Raw genomic sequence first — 15,295 nt, forward strand, 5'->3', positions numbered from 1 at the left:
TTTATTTTTTAATATATCCCAAATCATCAAGCTTATTGTAGATTGATGAGACTATCCCTCCGGTAGCTTCACCGCCGTGTCCTCCATGTTCTACCAACACCGTCACAATAAACTGAGGGTTTTCGGCAGGTCCATACGTCGTGAACCATGCATGTGAACGGCTGAAGTAATCCATAGAGTGCTCACTTTGGCGCTGTTTAACGTTTTGGGCAATCCCCGTAGTTTGAGCGGTACCGGTTTTTCCGGCAATCGGGAAACGGGTGCTGACAAACCCTTTTGCCGTCCCGCCCGGGTCATTACATACTCCACGCATGGCTCGTTGAATAATCGGAAGTTTTTCTTTTTCCACTGTCGTTAAAACATCCAACGGCGTAGGAGTATAGGGATTATTTCCGATCGTTTTTGCAACGTGCGGTACCGGAAGTTTTCCGGTTGCCATCAGAGCGGTAAATTGCGCCATTTGCAGTGGTGAAACGAGAAAATCCCCCTGACCGATCGCCGTATTAAGGGTTTCACCCTGATACCACGGTTTATTGTATTTCTCCCGTTTCCATGCACGGCTAGGGACGGTGCCGATAAACTCATTGGGCAGATCAATACCGGTTTTTTTCCCTAATCCCATCCGTATAAGATTGGTACTCATTCGCTCTATTCCGACTTGGAGAGAACCTTTATAAAAATAATCATCACAACTTTGGGTAATTGCTTTGGAAAGTTCTGTGGTACCGTGGCCTTTACCCTTCCAACAACGGAAAGCACGATTACCCAGTTTCATAGATCCGCTGCATTGAACCGTGCTTTGTTCATTAAGCATACCCGAGGTTACATAGATAAGTCCCATTCCCGTTTTAATCGTAGATCCCGGCGGATAAAGACCGTTGATAATTTTGTTCGTGAAAGGGGCGTCAACACTGTTCATGAGTCGATTCCATTCATCTGAACTAATACCAGAGACGAAGGTGTTGAGATCGTATTCAGGATAACTCCCTGCAGCATAAATAGCACCGTGTACATCCATAACCACGATCGTCCCTACCCGCTTTTCAAAAGCCTGCGTAATGAAGTTTTGAAGTCTCATATCGATGTTGAGGACTAAATTATGATTTTCTTGAGTAGCACTTCTCCCTATCTCTTCGATTTCAACATTATGGGCGTTCACTTTGATGCGGCGTTCACCTGCGACACCTTGTAAATAGTGGTTGTAATATTTTTCTATACCGTTCTTGCCCACATGACCCAAAAGTTGTAAAGAAGGGTCTTTATCAATCTCTTTTTGGTTGGCTTTTGCTACGTATCCGATGAGATGGGAAGCCACTGCGCCATAGGGGTATAATCGTTTTGGCGACGGTGATATCTTGATCGTATCACGTAAGTTCATTAATGAATAGAGGGGAATGATGGTTTCATGAGGGATAAAGTCAACGACATCGATAAATGCATGGTTGTAGTATGAATCTTCCTGTTTATAGGTCTTGGCTATCTTTTTGCCATCCAATGTTGGAATCATGGAGAGAAGATAGGCTATCTCTCCATCCAACAATGTCGTATCTTTCCCTTTGGTGAGATGCGGAGCCAAAGCGATTTTGAATCCCAACTCATTAATAGCGATGGGTTCAGAGGTGCGATCGAGAATTTCTCCCCTAACCGGGGCTGAAAGTTCGGTCTTAATACTGTTGTTTTCAGAGAGAACTTCATAATACTCATTTGACTGAACCGAAAGGTGAAAAACCCGTACCAGCAGTCCAATCCAAACAAGGACAAAAAAAGAGAGTAAAATTCGTACTTTCATATCAACGTCGCAATCACTAAAAATTCAACAATCATGTAGAGTCCGATATGCCAATCTATGGCTGGAGTAGCAAGTAATAAAACTCCATTCGCAATCCAAATGTAGAGCCAATAACCCGGATATGCCAAAGCCACAAAAATGGCGCCCATACAAATACGGCACTGGATAAGCTGCTCTAGTTTCGGGAGTAAATAGCGTGATAACACCGTAAAAAAAAGAATCGTACTTCCAAACCAAAACCCCTTTTCTGCTTCAAATATCAGCAGCATCACCCCCACAATAAGCAAGCCGAAAAGATCATGTTTACTCAGGGCATCGTAATAGGCAAAAAACAACACCGCAAGCAATGGCGGCAATAAAAGATAGAGACTGGATAAACTGATATAAACGATAAATAAACCGACTAAAAAAAGTCGGCTTATAACGTTTTGATAAGGGAAACTTCGTTGCATACCGGAAAGTGTTTACATTTAATACAATCTGCCCAAATCTTATGTTCAGGAATAGACTCTTTAGGAATTTCAATAAATCCCAAACGTTCAAAAAAGCGTTGCTGATAGGTAAGGGCCAATACCTCTTTTAATCCTAAACGGCGTCCCTCTTCACACGCATTTTCAACTAACGCACTGCCGATATTCTGCCCTCGATACGCCGTATCGATAATCATTGAGCGTAGTTCAGCCAATGCGGGAGAGTGGATATGCAGTGCGACAAAACCGACCAATTGTTCTCCATCCATTGCTAAAAAATACGATCGGATATTGGTCGCAATCTCATCATTGCTGCGTGATAAGATGACACCGGTTTCTACCTCCGGTGCAACCAATTTCTGCATAGCGGGGATATCACGAAGGGTCGGCTTTTTATAGGTGATATTCATTCATCATCACTTTTCAAAAGACGGTAAATATGCTCAACAATTTTATCAACCCCGCGACGTTTCGAGTTCGAAACCATCAATGCACCCGGAAATCGATTTCTAAGCTCATTAAGCTCTTTTTGGTTGAGTTTGTCAATTTTAGTAAAAATAGTCACAATAAACTGTTCCGGGGTACAAATTTCATGTAAATATTGATCAACAGAGCGATCGATCTCCAAATCAGGATGACGACAGTCGATCAAATGAACGTAGACACGAATTTGTTTGCGTTCTGAGATAAAGTTTGTAAGATTGCTTTCCCAATCGGTTTTTAAGGACTTGGCGACTTTAGCGTATCCGAATCCCGGTAAATCAACAAATTTAGCACTCAGACGCTCATTCGTCTCTCGATCGGCGAATATCACGTCAAAATAATTAATCAGACGCGTTTTCCCCGGAGTCGCCGAAACTTTTGCCAAAGATTTACGCTGTGTAAGGGTATTGAGCAATGAACTCTTCCCCGTATTCGATCTCGCCATAAACGCCACTTCGTTTTGGTACTCATTCTCCGGCGTTAAACGGATATTCGGAGCAGACGTTACAAACGATGAATCAATAATTTCAATCATTTCGCCGTACTTTTAGGTTTGGTTTTTTTATCTTCAAGGGAAAAGGTCATAACGACCGGTTCATTATTAGCACTTTCGGCCGATGCATGCCCATGAACGGTGTTAACGACAACTTTATCCCCTTTAACCCGACGGTAATCATCGATACGGATCAAATCAACTTTTTTGTAAAATTGGTATTCGCTCTCATTGGGAAGATAGATTGCTGTTTGCGACTTACCTTTGTATTTCTCGCCCAATTCGGTTAGGATATAAAACGATACATCCCCTTCGGCAAAATATTTGGTCGGTTTGTTTTCTTTGTCGGTATAAATGGTCACTTTGGTAGCATTCAGTTCATCAGAGCCTTTTGTCACTTTGACATTACCGGTAAACACCGATACACCCTTTTGCTGATCCCCTTTAAAACTCTCCGAGATCACTTTCAACTCCTCAGCATGTGCTAAAGAGATGAAAAATGGGGCTAAAAATATTAAAAATCGTATCATCATTATTGTCCTATTTTAATTGGTAACTTACACGTACATGATCTGCTGATACCGTATCGTTTTCATTATCGTAATGCAATGTATTACCATCTATCCGATTGGATTTTTGGGTAATCACAAAAGCACCCTGCGTTTGAATCAGCGAGGTGTCTGTATTGTATGTCCCCTCATTCGATCGAAATTCCAATCCGTCTTCACGAACGTAATGGACATTTCCATTCAAATTGATAACATCACTTTGGTAATCGACATTGTCCGATCTAATCGTCTGAAATAACGTTTTCGTATTATCGCTAAATTTTGCTGATGTTACCGTATAGCGTTCATCAAATTTTTTCCCTTCTTGACCTTCGAGTATATGCTCAATTCCTTTATGGGAAATTTCATACAGAGTGAAGGCAAAAAGTTCTATTTTAGGGATTTCACCCACCTCTTTCGAAAGGGTATAATTGGGGGTAAAATAGTTGTACATCCCGACCAGCAGCCCCAGCAATAGAATAAAAAAAAGATTAATCGACATTTAGATCCATAACGCTAAAAATTTTTCTTCTTCACCGTTACGACGAATCACTTTTTCGATCATTTCACGTACACATGCATTGCCGCCGCAGCGCTCTAAGACATGCGCAAAGGTTTTCAAATAGTCAGACCCGTCTTGGGGTGTATAAGCTTGCCCGGCCCATTGCAGTAAGTTATAGTCATTCAGATCATCGCCGATTACCGCTACTTCATGAGGCTCAATACCGAGTTCTGCGCACATAGCGATTGCAACAGCACGTTTGTCTTTGACCCCTTGATACAAATAAGCGATATCCAGCTCTTTTGCTCGGTTGGTAACGATAGATGAATCACGTCCGGTAATAATAGCGGCCATATGCCCCATTTTGACCCATGCTTTAATCGCGAATCCGTCTTTAACGTTAAAATTTTTGAGTTCTAGCCCATCAGCAGTGTAAATGATTTTTCCATCACTCATACACCCATCAACATCCAGAATCAACAGTTTAATCATAAAACACCTTTGGTACTCGGCACACCGGCACGATCATTACGTGCCAATGCACGTCGAAGTGCTACGGCAAGTGATTTAAAGGCTGCTTCAATAATATGATGTTTGTTTTTACCGCGCACCATAATGATATGTGCTGTGATACCGGCGTTAAAGGTAACCGCTCGAAAAAATTCTTCGGCAAGCTCCGTATCGAAAGTTCCGATTTTGCCCGATACCGGAACATCGTAAACCAAGAATGGACGATTACTCAAATCCAAGTCGCAGCTAACCGCCGCTTCATCCATGACGATCGTAGCACTTCCGAATCGTTCCACTTTTTCGATGGGATAAATTGCTTCACGAAGGGCTTGTCCCAAAACGATTCCGATATCCTCAACACTGTGGTGATCATCAATATGAACATCTCCATCGCACGTAATCATCAAATCGATTTGAGCATGTTTGGCAAAACTCTCCAACATGTGATCCAAAAAGCCCACTTTGGTCGATATCGTACTTTTTCCCTCTCCTAAAATTCGAAGTGATAGATCGATATCGGTCTCTTTGGTTTGTCGTTTTTTATGGATCATACTAATTATTCCCCTATGATAAATGAGCCTTCAAAATAGCCCTTTGAGATAAAATCACGTGCCTCGGCTTCACATTTAAATCCGCTCAGCCACACACGAAATAGACGTTTGTTATTATACTCTGTATCTTTGATGATTGCAGAGTAGCCATGAAAATTTGAATATTTTTGTTTCGTCGTTGTTGCACCTTCAAATCTCTCAAACGAGCCGATTTGAACAAAAAAATTGCTTAAGACGGATTCTCTAGGCCCTTTTGCAATAGCCTGCAAATCGATGGTTCGTGACGAGGAAGGCTCAAAACCCAAGACTTCTAACGTTACCGGTGCCGTCCCTTTTTTATCTACACCGATTTGTTGCGCAGCGGCATAAGAGAGATCGATAATTCGACTCTCGACAAACGGTCCGCGATCATTGATCCGAACGATGGTTTGAGCATTGTTTTCAGTGTTGGTTACCCGAACAACAGTATTCATCGGCAGTGTTTTATGCGCCGCCGTCATGGCATACATATCATACCCCTCACCATTACTGGTTGATTTGCCGTGAAAATCATTTCCGTACCAGCTTGCTCGTCCGCTTAACACATCTCCAACACGAACAACGGTGGGACAGTATTCTTGTCCCATAACGGTATAGGGACGCATCGTAGCTTGTAGTTCTCCGTTCGTTTTATAAATTGTTGAAGAACTCATGGCAAGTTGTTCTGAGGGATATTTTTGAGATGGCTTGGTAGATTGATACGAATAGGAACCGGTTTTTGTAGTACATCCGCCTAATAAAAACAGCATAACAATCAAAAGAGTTTTAATCATCAATTTTTATCTCCTCACCCTCTTTTAATGTATTGGTTAGAAACGGATTTTTAATTTTTATTTGTTCAAGAGTCACATTATACAATTGCGCGACTGAAACGAGGGTTTCACCCGATTTTACCGTGTGAAAACGGGTATTTTTTAAAAAAGGTTTATTGATCGGTATTTTAACCCGACGATTGAGATTTTTTTCCTCTTTCTCACCAATCATATTTTCCATCATGATAGTGGTTTTAGGAACATTGTAACGCTTTGAAAGTTGTTCGAGTGTTTCCCCGGATTTAACCCGATGCATTACAAAATAGCCTCTAAAATCTTTTGGTCTAAATTTGCGTTGAAAATCTTCCAATTTTTCTTTGGGAATATAGACTGGATAGGATTGAACATTCGGAGGAGTTACCCCTTTTTTCAGATGGGTGTTAAGTCTTACCAAATTGTTTTTAGGCATTTCTAAAACAGCCGCTATCCGATCGATATTCTCACCTTCAGGAAGATAAACGGTCGCAATAGGATTTTCTTGATTCGTAGTCAGAAGCGAATCATACTGGATTTGAGACAAGAAAAGTTCATCCGTTGACAACAAAGACAAAGCGACAATTTTTCGAATATAGTTTCGGCTTTCATTGGGGAGAAAACCTCGTTTTGGATCGGTTAAAATATGAATATCGCTGCTTCCGGCTTTTGCAATAGCTCTTCTAAGCCTTCCATCACCGCAATTGTAAGCGATCAATGCCAGATACCATTTTCCAAACTCTTTTTTTAATGTACTCAAATAAGCGATAGCGGCGCGGGTTGATTTAATGTGATCACGACGCTCATCAACAAACTTATTGACACGTAATCCCTGTAGTTTTCCCGTACTCTCCATAAACTGCCATAATCCGGCAGCTCCGCGAGATGAAGTCGTTTCAACTCTTAGTTGAGATTCAACCAAAACAACAAATAGAAATTCGCTCGGCAAATCGGATTGGGCAATCAAAGAAGAGAGCATAGGGATAAAAATATCAGCATTTTCAGAAGATTCCACAAAACCATTCAATGCACATTCGCGTTTTTTCTGAGCGTACACATCATGCAGATAGGGGTCGTTGAGGTAATTAGCGGGGATATCAAAATGACTTAGAACTTCGATCTTTTCACGATCATGCGGATCAAATCCGATTCCATACATAGAGAGGGGGAAAAGAAATATCAACACTATCAGATGCTTCATATCCCCTCCATAACTCTAACCTAAACCAAAGAGATTTTTAGCATTTCGGGTTGTCAGCGATTCGATTGATTCAACACTCATTTCTAATAATTCTCCCATTTTATCGGCCACAAATCGGGTATATGAGGGTTCATTGCGGCTCCCTCTATGCGGGTGGGGTGTGAGGTAGGGTCCATCGGTCTCAATGAGAAGTTTATCGTGTGGAATTTTGGGCAAGATGTTGACCAGTTTTTTGGCATTTTGAAAGGTGACGACTCCGCCGATACCAAAATAAAATCCCTCTTTTGCAAGAGAAAGAAGCTCGTCATCGGCGTTATAGCAGTGCAGAACTCCCCCTACTTCACCAGCACCCTCTTCGAGGAGTACCATTTTTGCATCATGGCTCGCGTCGCGAATATGGATAATCAGCGGCTTTTTAACCTTTTTGGCAAATCGTATATGAGCGCGGAAAACTTCATCTTGGCGGGTTTTTTCGGCATATTTCTCTTCATCGCTCCCCTCAAGTCTAAAATAATCCAATCCGCATTCACCGATCGCAACGCATTTTAGATGAGCGGCATATGTTTCGAAATCAACCGATTCCATATGCTCCATATCATAAGGATGCACCCCAACGGCAAAATAAACATCCTCATACGCTTCGCACAGCTCTATCGCCCGTGGCAGTGTTGTGGGATGGGCTCCGGGGATGATAAACCCTTCCACTCCCGCTTCGTGAGCGCGTGCCATCATCTCTTCAAAATCCTCGCGGTAGCGTTCATCATCCAAATGGACATGGGTATCGATAATCATACGGTTCCTCGGGTACGTTCAAATAAATCTCTTGCAAATCCGCGCGCTTCTTCACTCACGCTGTCTCCGCTAATAATACGGGCAATCTCTTCAATCCGCTCAAGTGGATTCAGTTCCCGGACACGGCTTTCATCATCTTTATAGATTAGAAAGTGCTGTTGCCCCATCGAAGTGAGCTGAGGCTGATGGGAGATGACAAAAATCTGATAGTGGGTTGAGAGATGACGTAATACTTTAGCCACACTCATCGATTCTTCACCGCTGAGGTTTGCATCAATCTCATCAAGCATTAAAACACCGCCGCCGCTTTGCATACTCTCAACCCCGAGTGCCAGCAAGGCCAGACGAAGCCGATTAAACTCCCCTGAACTGAGTTTATCGAGTTTTGTACCGGATAAACCTAATACCGCTTTATCGCATCCCGTAGCACTGAGTACTGAGGATTCCAGTTCCAAGGTTGCCTCTCGCAGATAAAGCATCACCAAATAACCGTTTAGAGTACTAAGAGTATCTTTAAGAATACTGTGACGCACTCGCGAAAGTTCCTGTGCGGAGGATTCTAACGATGATTTGAGAGCAGCAATCTTTTTGATAAGATCATCTTTGGAGTGCTCTATCGTCTCGTATGATTCGAGTTCAGATGCTTTTTGATTCCGATAAGCCAATGCCTCTTCCACACCTCCATAACGTCGTTTTAGCTCCGATATTTGCTCGATTCTATCCAGAATGGATTCAATCGATACCTCTTCAAGCTCTTCCAAACGCTCCAGCGCCCCTTCAAAAACGCTGCGTAACTCGTTCATCGCATCATCAAAAAATGAACTCTCAATTTCCAGCATTCCAAGTGCACTGCTCACATGAGATTCATGCGAGAATATCGCCTGAGCCTGAGTGATAGAAGCCTCTATTTTCTCTTTTTTAGAGAGCTGTTTTTTGATAAGGTTTAGCTCTTCATCTTCACCGATTCGAGGTTTTATCGCATCAATTTTACCGATTTCATAAAGGGCAAATTCTTTTAGCTCTGAAAGGTTTTTCTCTTTCTCTTCGATCGCTTTAAGTTGATCAGAGAACAGTTTGAACTCACCATAATGCTCTTTATGCGATTGTAATAAAATGAGATGGCTAGGTATTTTTGCACCGACACGCTCATCAACAAGATTAAGTAATGCCGAGGGTTCAAAATCACTGTAATCTTTGAGGCTCAAATGACGCAGATAGGTAGAACTGATTGACTCCATCGAAGATTTCGAGGTGCTTTGGTTGTTGATGAAATAGCGTGTTTTCTCTTTTTTAACATGACGAAAAATATTGAGAGATTCATTTTGTAGCCCGTAACGTTCTTCATCGATATCCCACGAAACGCTCGATTCACATATCTGTGCTTCGACATTTTCCAGCCCTACTGAGGCCAAAATGGAACGCATCAAAATCGATTTTCCGCTTCCGCTTGGGCCGGTAAATACGACAAGCCCAGGATGAAATTCTAAATCAGCCTCTTTAAAAGTTAAAAACTCTTTTAAATAAAATCGTTCTATCACCGATTAATTCCCCCATCCGAGTTTCTCTTTGAGGACTTCAAAATAATTGAACTCCCTGCGGTGAATCAGATGGGCTGCACCGCTGGCAAGTTTGATGTTGACGGTATCTTTATGACTGATTTTTACCAGATCTTGACCGTCAATAATCACCAAAGCACTCGCATCCGGGGTTTTCATTTCGATTTCAAAATGACCGGGAAAGACCATCGGCCGCTGTGTCAGCGAATGGGGGCATATCGGTGTCAATGCGAATACCTGCGACAGCGGGAAAAGAACCGGTCCTCCTGCAGAGAGGTTGTACGCCGTTGAACCGGTAGGAGTTGAAACAACGACACCATCGCCGTAATAGGTGTTAAAACTTTGTCCATCGACGTACGTCTCGATATGGATCATTTTCGCGATTGAGGGGCGAGTTAATACAATATCATTAAAGGCAAATACTTCATTGACCCCTTTTTGAGTAACAATCGTTGCTTGCAAGATGGAGCGTTTATCGATACGGTATTCCCCCTCGATCATCTTATCCACAAACGATTCGAGTTCTGCGAAATCAAGATCGGCCAAAAATCCGAGTTTTCCCGCATGAATCCCTAAAACAGGGATCTGATAACGGTACGAGCGGCGAACAGCCGAGATAAGCGTTCCATCCCCGCCGATGGTAACGAGAAAATCGCTGTTTTCACACATCATCTCAAACGGTTGACCCATAACATCGATCATTCCGCCACTGATATTGTCGATAATCACTTCTATCCCGCGCGATTCAAAAATTCGTTTGGCTTCGAAAAACATCACCTTTAACTCAGGGGTAGAGGGGCGAAGGATCATGCCGACACGCTTAATATTAGTTAATTTCAATCTATTCCCCTCTTTTTTGTATTCTATTATAGCTAACTTGAGACCAAGGACAAAATTTTATGGCTGATTGTAATATTCCAGTGCAATCCCCTCGCGCAACCCGTCATCGATTATAATCGCCTCATGACACCCCATCACTTCATAAATAGCGGTAACCATTAAAATACCGGCGATGATAAAATTTTCACGTCCTACCCCGACGTAACGGATACGTGTTAAGTCGTCCATCGCTAAGAGATCCTCATAAACACGATAACAATCTTCTAAACGCAAGCGATACCCATTGACCTTTTCGGAATCATAGCTCTCATAATCCATCCCAAGCAAATAAGCGGCTATAGTTGTAGGGGTTCCTGCCGTGAGTACCAGCTGAAGAGGATAAGAAAGATCAATCGATCCTTCTATACTCTCTTTAAACTGATTGATTTTATCCAACAGTTCTGTTGTCGATCCGGCACATTCTGAGAGGGTTACAATCCCCATATTCAAGCTCACGGAATGAGTCTCGCTGCCTGTGTATCGGATGAGTTCGGTGGAGCCTCCGCCGATATCGGCCAATACAAAGGATTGAGGTTTTATATTTAATGCTTCCATCCGATACCGTACTGCATTTAACGTAAGTTCAGCCTCTTTTTGGCTATCAATAATACTAAAATGGATTCCAGTATTTTCTGCAATTTTTTGAAGAATTATGGCTGAATTTGAAGCAAGCCTCATTGCGGCCGTCGTATAGGCAATCACATCATTATTTTTGAAATCGAGTTTTCTCTTAGCTTCCGTAATCGCATCATTGATACGATACAGCGCATTTTCACCGATCGTATTAGTTGCATGAAGTGCTTCAGCCGTTTTAACGATCTTCTCGAAGCTTTTTCCCCACATTTGACCGTCAAACTCGATAAAACGGATAGTATTGGAACCTAAATCGATTGCTATCATAGGGCTGTGATATCATTAATACGCATTGAAGGCATCCACGTCTCAAACGAACCTTGTTTAAGTACGTCAAGATCGAGTTTTGAAGTGTAAACATTTTTAAAATAATCAAATACGCTCATGATTCCTTCGTCGATTCCGAACAACCCAACATAATGACGGATACCCCGTTCTACGATATCTTGCGGTGCTTTCATATGTATTTTATCTTCCAACTGAACGCAATATGCCTGTGCAACCACACCCGCCATAGCCGTAAATTTATCGGTAATACCGAAGTAAGGCTCAAAAACCGAAAGGGTCTCTTGCGCAAGCCCTTTTGAGGCAAATTTTAGTGCTTTATCCACTAAAGTATTCCATTGCCGCTCCAAAACCTGTGCTTCATGAGTTTCATAGAGCAACGGATAGGAACTGAGATAGCCAAATGCATTAGAGAGATTATTCGATGCAATCGCATCATAGAAAAGATGCTTAACCCTAATCGTATCCGACATCTCTTGTGCTTCGGCAGAATAATCAGGAAAAGATTTCAAAATTTCACACGATTTTCGAGCATTGACGTAATCACCTTGAGCATATCCCTTGTGTGCTTGAATATAGAGTTTATCAGCATAATCCATGATGGTAGTGTATTCGGAAAACTCTTTTAAAAACGGATGCATCTTAATCAATTCAAAAAATTTGACAAAATCACGAGCAGCAATTGTTTTTTTCATGTATTCATACATTTTACGCTGATCAAAAAGTTGCTGTATTAATATGGTTTTCTCGGAAATTCCCCGATACGGCGCTAATAGCTGACGAGCCTGTTCATCCCCATTATGGGTTAATATTAACTCTTGAACTTTAAAAAAGAGTTTTTTCCATCGTATTTCCATATTTCTATACGGTTCAGAGTCTTGAAAAGCGGGAAATTGCTTTGCCATGGAGTAAGCCAAAGGAAATCGTCCCTCTTGCACATAAGTTTTAAACTGCGTATACTTTTCATACGCACTTAGCATTTGATTAATCAAAGCATTTTTTTTCGGAATACCGATAAAAATACTCAGAATCTCTTTTGCTTTTTGACGTTCATTTTTTTCGAGGAAAAGACGTGCTTTTTCCAAAACATCCGCCCATATCCGCTCAGCGGCTTCATAAGGTTTAGAATAAAGAATCATCGGATTAGCATCAAGAGCATCGTAAAAGAGTTTATACTGCTCTTCACGAAGCATTTTAAAAAGTTGTTCTTCATTCCCAAACAGAGAATAAATGCGGATGTTCCCCTCAACGGTACCGATCGCCAAACGAAACGGAGTGTCTACAAAGGCAAGAGTGCTGATCGATTCGTTTTCTTTAATGTAGCGTTGTGAAATTTGGTCCATTATTTGCAGATCATACAGCCCAACATATCCCAGTTTCGTCCCTACAAACGCGAAGCGCTTATCAATACTTATCGCCATTGATGTAACTTCATCATTCATTTTCGGCAAGCGTTTGATCACTTTGCCATTACGCATATCCCAGACGATAATTCCACCCTCTTTTTCAGCAGAAAGAAGCTTTGCTGCGGGCAAGAAAATGATTTTTACAATCGCGCTGTTATGCCCTCGAAGCTTTATCGGATGCTTCATAATCGCCATATTCAGGAGATTAATCGTTCGATCGTAACTCCCTGTCGCAATCCATTGACCGTTATCGTTAAAAGAAACTGTACTGACAAAATCTGAATGAGGAGGCATAGAGAAGGCCAGCCTGACTGTTTTGAGAACCCAGGCAAACGATTTGCCGTCTTGTCCGCATGTTACACAATAACGGCCGTTCGGATCGATACCGACACTCTCGATTTCCCCTTGGTGCCGACCTACTTTAAAAAGAAGCTCTTTATCGGGAACATTAAATAAAGCAGCATTGTTGCTACCGGGAATTATGGAAATCGAAAACTTACCATCGGTAGTCATATCGACATGCGAACCGATAAATCGTTCATGAACGATACTGCTTTTAAAACCGCCGACAACCGCGTAGTTTGTTAAATCAATAATCCGAAGGGAGTTTAGAGAATCTATGACCCCTATTTTCCCATCATTAAGTGCTTTAAGCATTAAAATAGGAGCTTTAATATTAAATAATTTTAAAACTTCCATTTCTAATGATCCCTTTAGTGTTCTTCACTGCTTAGATAGCGGTGTTCTTTGAGTAATGCACGAATCTGAGATTGGTGTTCTTTCCCTTTTGTCTCCAAATGAATCATCACATTGGCATCCCCATACGCCAGTGTCGTAGAGGTACGATCATAATCAATATGAACGATATTGGCATTGAGTCCTTGGAGCATCTCGGTAAGTTTCATCAATGCTCCCGGTTTATCAACCAACGTGACGGTAAGTTTCATTTTACGTCCCGATTTAATAAGCCCTTTTTCGATAATGATCGAAAGAAGCGTCACATCCATATTTCCGCCGCTGAGAACAATACCAATCTTTTTACCTTGAAGATCACTCAGATGAGCGTGTAAAACTGCAGCAACACCCACTGCACCTGCACCCTCAACAACGAGTTTCTGACGCTCTAATAAAAATAAAATCGCATTAGCGATCTCTTCATCATCGACACTCACCATGCGATCAACGCACTCTAAAATATGCCCTAATGTCACTTCAGAGGTATCTCGAACCGCAATACCATCCGCAATCGTTCGTACCGAAGTGCTGTCAATCGCTCGCTTTGCATCAAAAGAGTCTCTCATAGCCGGAGCACCCACAGCACTTACACCGATCACTTCTGTTTTAGGGGAGAGAGCTTTAAAGGCAGAAGCCATCCCGGAAATCAAACCGCCACCGCCGACAGGGATCAAAACTGCATCAAGATCATTCATCGAATCAATCATCTCAAGCGCGATAGTTCCCTGTCCCGCCATAACCGCTTCATCCGTAAACGGATGGACGAAAACCATGCCATGTTCACGTCCATAAGCCGCTGCATAGGCATAGGCTTCATCGTAATTGCTTCCGGCCAAAATAACCTCTGCACCGTAATAGCGTACTCCGTTAATTTTGGTCAAAGGGGTCGATTCGGGCATTACAATCAGCGCTTTAGCCTCAAACATCTGTGCAGCCATAGCAACACCCTGCGCATGGTTACCCGCACTTGCAGCGATAACACCGCATGAGCGTTCTGCCTCACTTAAAGAGGCTATTTTATTGTAAGCACCACGGATTTTAAAAGCTCCGGTCACTTGGAGATTCTCATTTTTGAGATAAATCTCGATCCCGCACTCTTCACTCAGTCTCGGAGCATACGCGAACGGTGTCTCAACGACCGTCCCGCGAATACGCTCATGCGCTTGATATATTGTTTCTAAATCAACCAAGGATACCCTTTAAGCGTTAATATTTCGATGTTCAACCATCGAGCAATGATTTTGGACGACTCGTATACCGTTACGTTCTGCTTTTTCTGCCGCTTCATTGTTCACGATCCCTTTTTGTGCCCAAAATACTTTTACATCACCGCGCAAAATACACACATCGGCAATGGCATCCAGAGCATCAGCTTTACGAAAGATATTAACCATATCGACCGTACAAGGGATTTCGGAAAGCGAACGATATACTCTTTCCCCTAAAATCATCTCTTCTTTCGGATAAACGGGAATAATGGTGTATCCGACGCTTTTGAGATATTCAGCAACACGGTAGCTGTCTTTGCTTGAATCGGGAGAGAGTCCTAAAACCGCTATGGTTTTTACATCAGATAAAATAGATTTAATCTCTTCGTATGATGCATTGACGCTCGGGAATTCACACTCCATTAAAAGC

At 42.1% G+C, this 15,295-nt stretch carries 17 protein-coding genes; all 17 read right to left on the reverse strand.

Annotated elements, in window-relative coordinates; genetic code table 11:
* Nucleotide 1 precedes the first annotated feature (1 nt).
* The 17 genes from mrdA to B649_RS06070 are packed head-to-tail and all read right to left on the reverse strand — an operon-like array spanning nucleotide 2 to nucleotide 15,288.
* On the reverse strand, nucleotides 2–1,789 hold the full coding sequence (mrdA, locus tag B649_RS05990; protein WP_015653618.1) for a penicillin-binding protein 2: 1,788 nt from the start codon (nucleotides 1,787–1,789) through the stop codon (nucleotides 2–4).
* Nucleotides 1,786–2,241 (reverse strand): hypothetical protein, encoded by a 456-nt coding sequence (locus B649_RS05995; protein ID WP_015653619.1) that lies wholly within the window; start codon nucleotides 2,239–2,241, stop codon nucleotides 1,786–1,788. The genes mrdA and B649_RS05995 overlap by 4 nt, the downstream gene beginning before the upstream one ends.
* Complete coding sequence (locus B649_RS06000) at nucleotides 2,208–2,669, reverse strand: N-acetyltransferase (protein WP_015653620.1); 462 nt, start codon at nucleotides 2,667–2,669, stop codon at nucleotides 2,208–2,210. Before B649_RS06000 ends, B649_RS05995 begins: the two co-directional genes overlap by 34 nt.
* The gene (gene yihA / locus B649_RS06005) at nucleotides 2,666–3,277 is read right to left on the reverse strand and encodes a ribosome biogenesis GTP-binding protein YihA/YsxC (RefSeq protein ID WP_015653621.1); all 612 of its coding nucleotides are present in this window, start codon (nucleotides 3,275–3,277) and stop codon (nucleotides 2,666–2,668) included. The genes B649_RS06000 and yihA overlap by 4 nt, the downstream gene beginning before the upstream one ends.
* A complete protein-coding gene (gene lptA, locus B649_RS06010) occupies nucleotides 3,274–3,768 on the reverse strand; it encodes a lipopolysaccharide transport periplasmic protein LptA (protein WP_051013651.1) in 495 nt (164 codons plus the stop codon). The genes yihA and lptA overlap by 4 nt, the downstream gene beginning before the upstream one ends.
* Nucleotides 3,769–3,775: 7 nt before the next feature.
* A complete protein-coding gene (lptC, locus tag B649_RS06015) occupies nucleotides 3,776–4,285 on the reverse strand; it encodes an LPS export ABC transporter periplasmic protein LptC (RefSeq protein ID WP_015653623.1) in 510 nt (169 codons plus the stop codon).
* Nucleotides 4,286–4,777 (reverse strand): HAD hydrolase family protein, encoded by a 492-nt coding sequence (locus tag B649_RS06020; protein WP_015653624.1) that lies wholly within the window; start codon nucleotides 4,775–4,777, stop codon nucleotides 4,286–4,288.
* Nucleotides 4,774–5,346 carry an imidazoleglycerol-phosphate dehydratase HisB gene (gene hisB, locus B649_RS06025; protein WP_015653625.1) on the reverse strand — a complete coding sequence of 191 codons (573 nt, stop codon included), beginning with the start codon at nucleotides 5,344–5,346 and terminating at the stop codon, nucleotides 4,774–4,776. The genes B649_RS06020 and hisB overlap by 4 nt, the downstream gene beginning before the upstream one ends.
* A 5-nt stretch (nucleotides 5,347–5,351) precedes the next feature.
* Nucleotides 5,352–6,158, reverse strand: coding sequence for a septal ring lytic transglycosylase RlpA family protein (locus B649_RS06030; protein ID WP_015653626.1), 807 nt, complete (start codon nucleotides 6,156–6,158; stop codon nucleotides 5,352–5,354).
* On the reverse strand, nucleotides 6,151–7,371 hold the full coding sequence (locus B649_RS06035) for a lytic transglycosylase domain-containing protein (RefSeq protein WP_015653627.1): 1,221 nt from the start codon (nucleotides 7,369–7,371) through the stop codon (nucleotides 6,151–6,153). The genes B649_RS06030 and B649_RS06035 overlap by 8 nt, the downstream gene beginning before the upstream one ends.
* A gap of 15 nt (nucleotides 7,372–7,386) precedes the next feature.
* Nucleotides 7,387–8,163, reverse strand: coding sequence for a TatD family hydrolase (locus B649_RS06040; RefSeq protein ID WP_015653628.1), 777 nt, complete (start codon nucleotides 8,161–8,163; stop codon nucleotides 7,387–7,389).
* Nucleotides 8,160–9,701 carry an AAA family ATPase gene (locus tag B649_RS06045; RefSeq protein ID WP_015653629.1) on the reverse strand — a complete coding sequence of 514 codons (1,542 nt, stop codon included), beginning with the start codon at nucleotides 9,699–9,701 and terminating at the stop codon, nucleotides 8,160–8,162. The genes B649_RS06040 and B649_RS06045 overlap by 4 nt, the downstream gene beginning before the upstream one ends.
* Before the next feature lie 3 nt (nucleotides 9,702–9,704).
* On the reverse strand, nucleotides 9,705–10,559 hold the full coding sequence (locus B649_RS06050) for an NAD(+)/NADH kinase (RefSeq protein ID WP_015653630.1): 855 nt from the start codon (nucleotides 10,557–10,559) through the stop codon (nucleotides 9,705–9,707).
* A gap of 57 nt (nucleotides 10,560–10,616) precedes the next feature.
* Nucleotides 10,617–11,498, reverse strand: a complete 882-nt coding sequence (locus tag B649_RS06055) for a hypothetical protein (RefSeq protein WP_015653631.1) — start codon at nucleotides 11,496–11,498, stop codon at nucleotides 10,617–10,619.
* Nucleotides 11,495–13,621 (reverse strand): hypothetical protein, encoded by a 2,127-nt coding sequence (locus tag B649_RS06060; RefSeq protein WP_015653632.1) that lies wholly within the window; start codon nucleotides 13,619–13,621, stop codon nucleotides 11,495–11,497. Before B649_RS06060 ends, B649_RS06055 begins: the two co-directional genes overlap by 4 nt.
* Before the next feature lie 14 nt (nucleotides 13,622–13,635).
* On the reverse strand, nucleotides 13,636–14,847 hold the full coding sequence (gene ilvA / locus B649_RS06065; protein ID WP_015653633.1) for a threonine ammonia-lyase: 1,212 nt from the start codon (nucleotides 14,845–14,847) through the stop codon (nucleotides 13,636–13,638).
* Between the two features lie 9 nt (nucleotides 14,848–14,856).
* Entirely contained in the window at nucleotides 14,857–15,288 is a 432-nt protein-coding gene (locus tag B649_RS06070; RefSeq protein WP_015653634.1) for a CoA-binding protein, read from the reverse strand.
* Nucleotides 15,289–15,295 lie beyond the last annotated feature (7 nt).

The organism is Candidatus Sulfuricurvum sp. RIFRC-1 (genome assembly GCF_000310245.1).
GTDB lineage: Bacteria > Campylobacterota > Campylobacteria > Campylobacterales > Sulfurimonadaceae > Sulfuricurvum.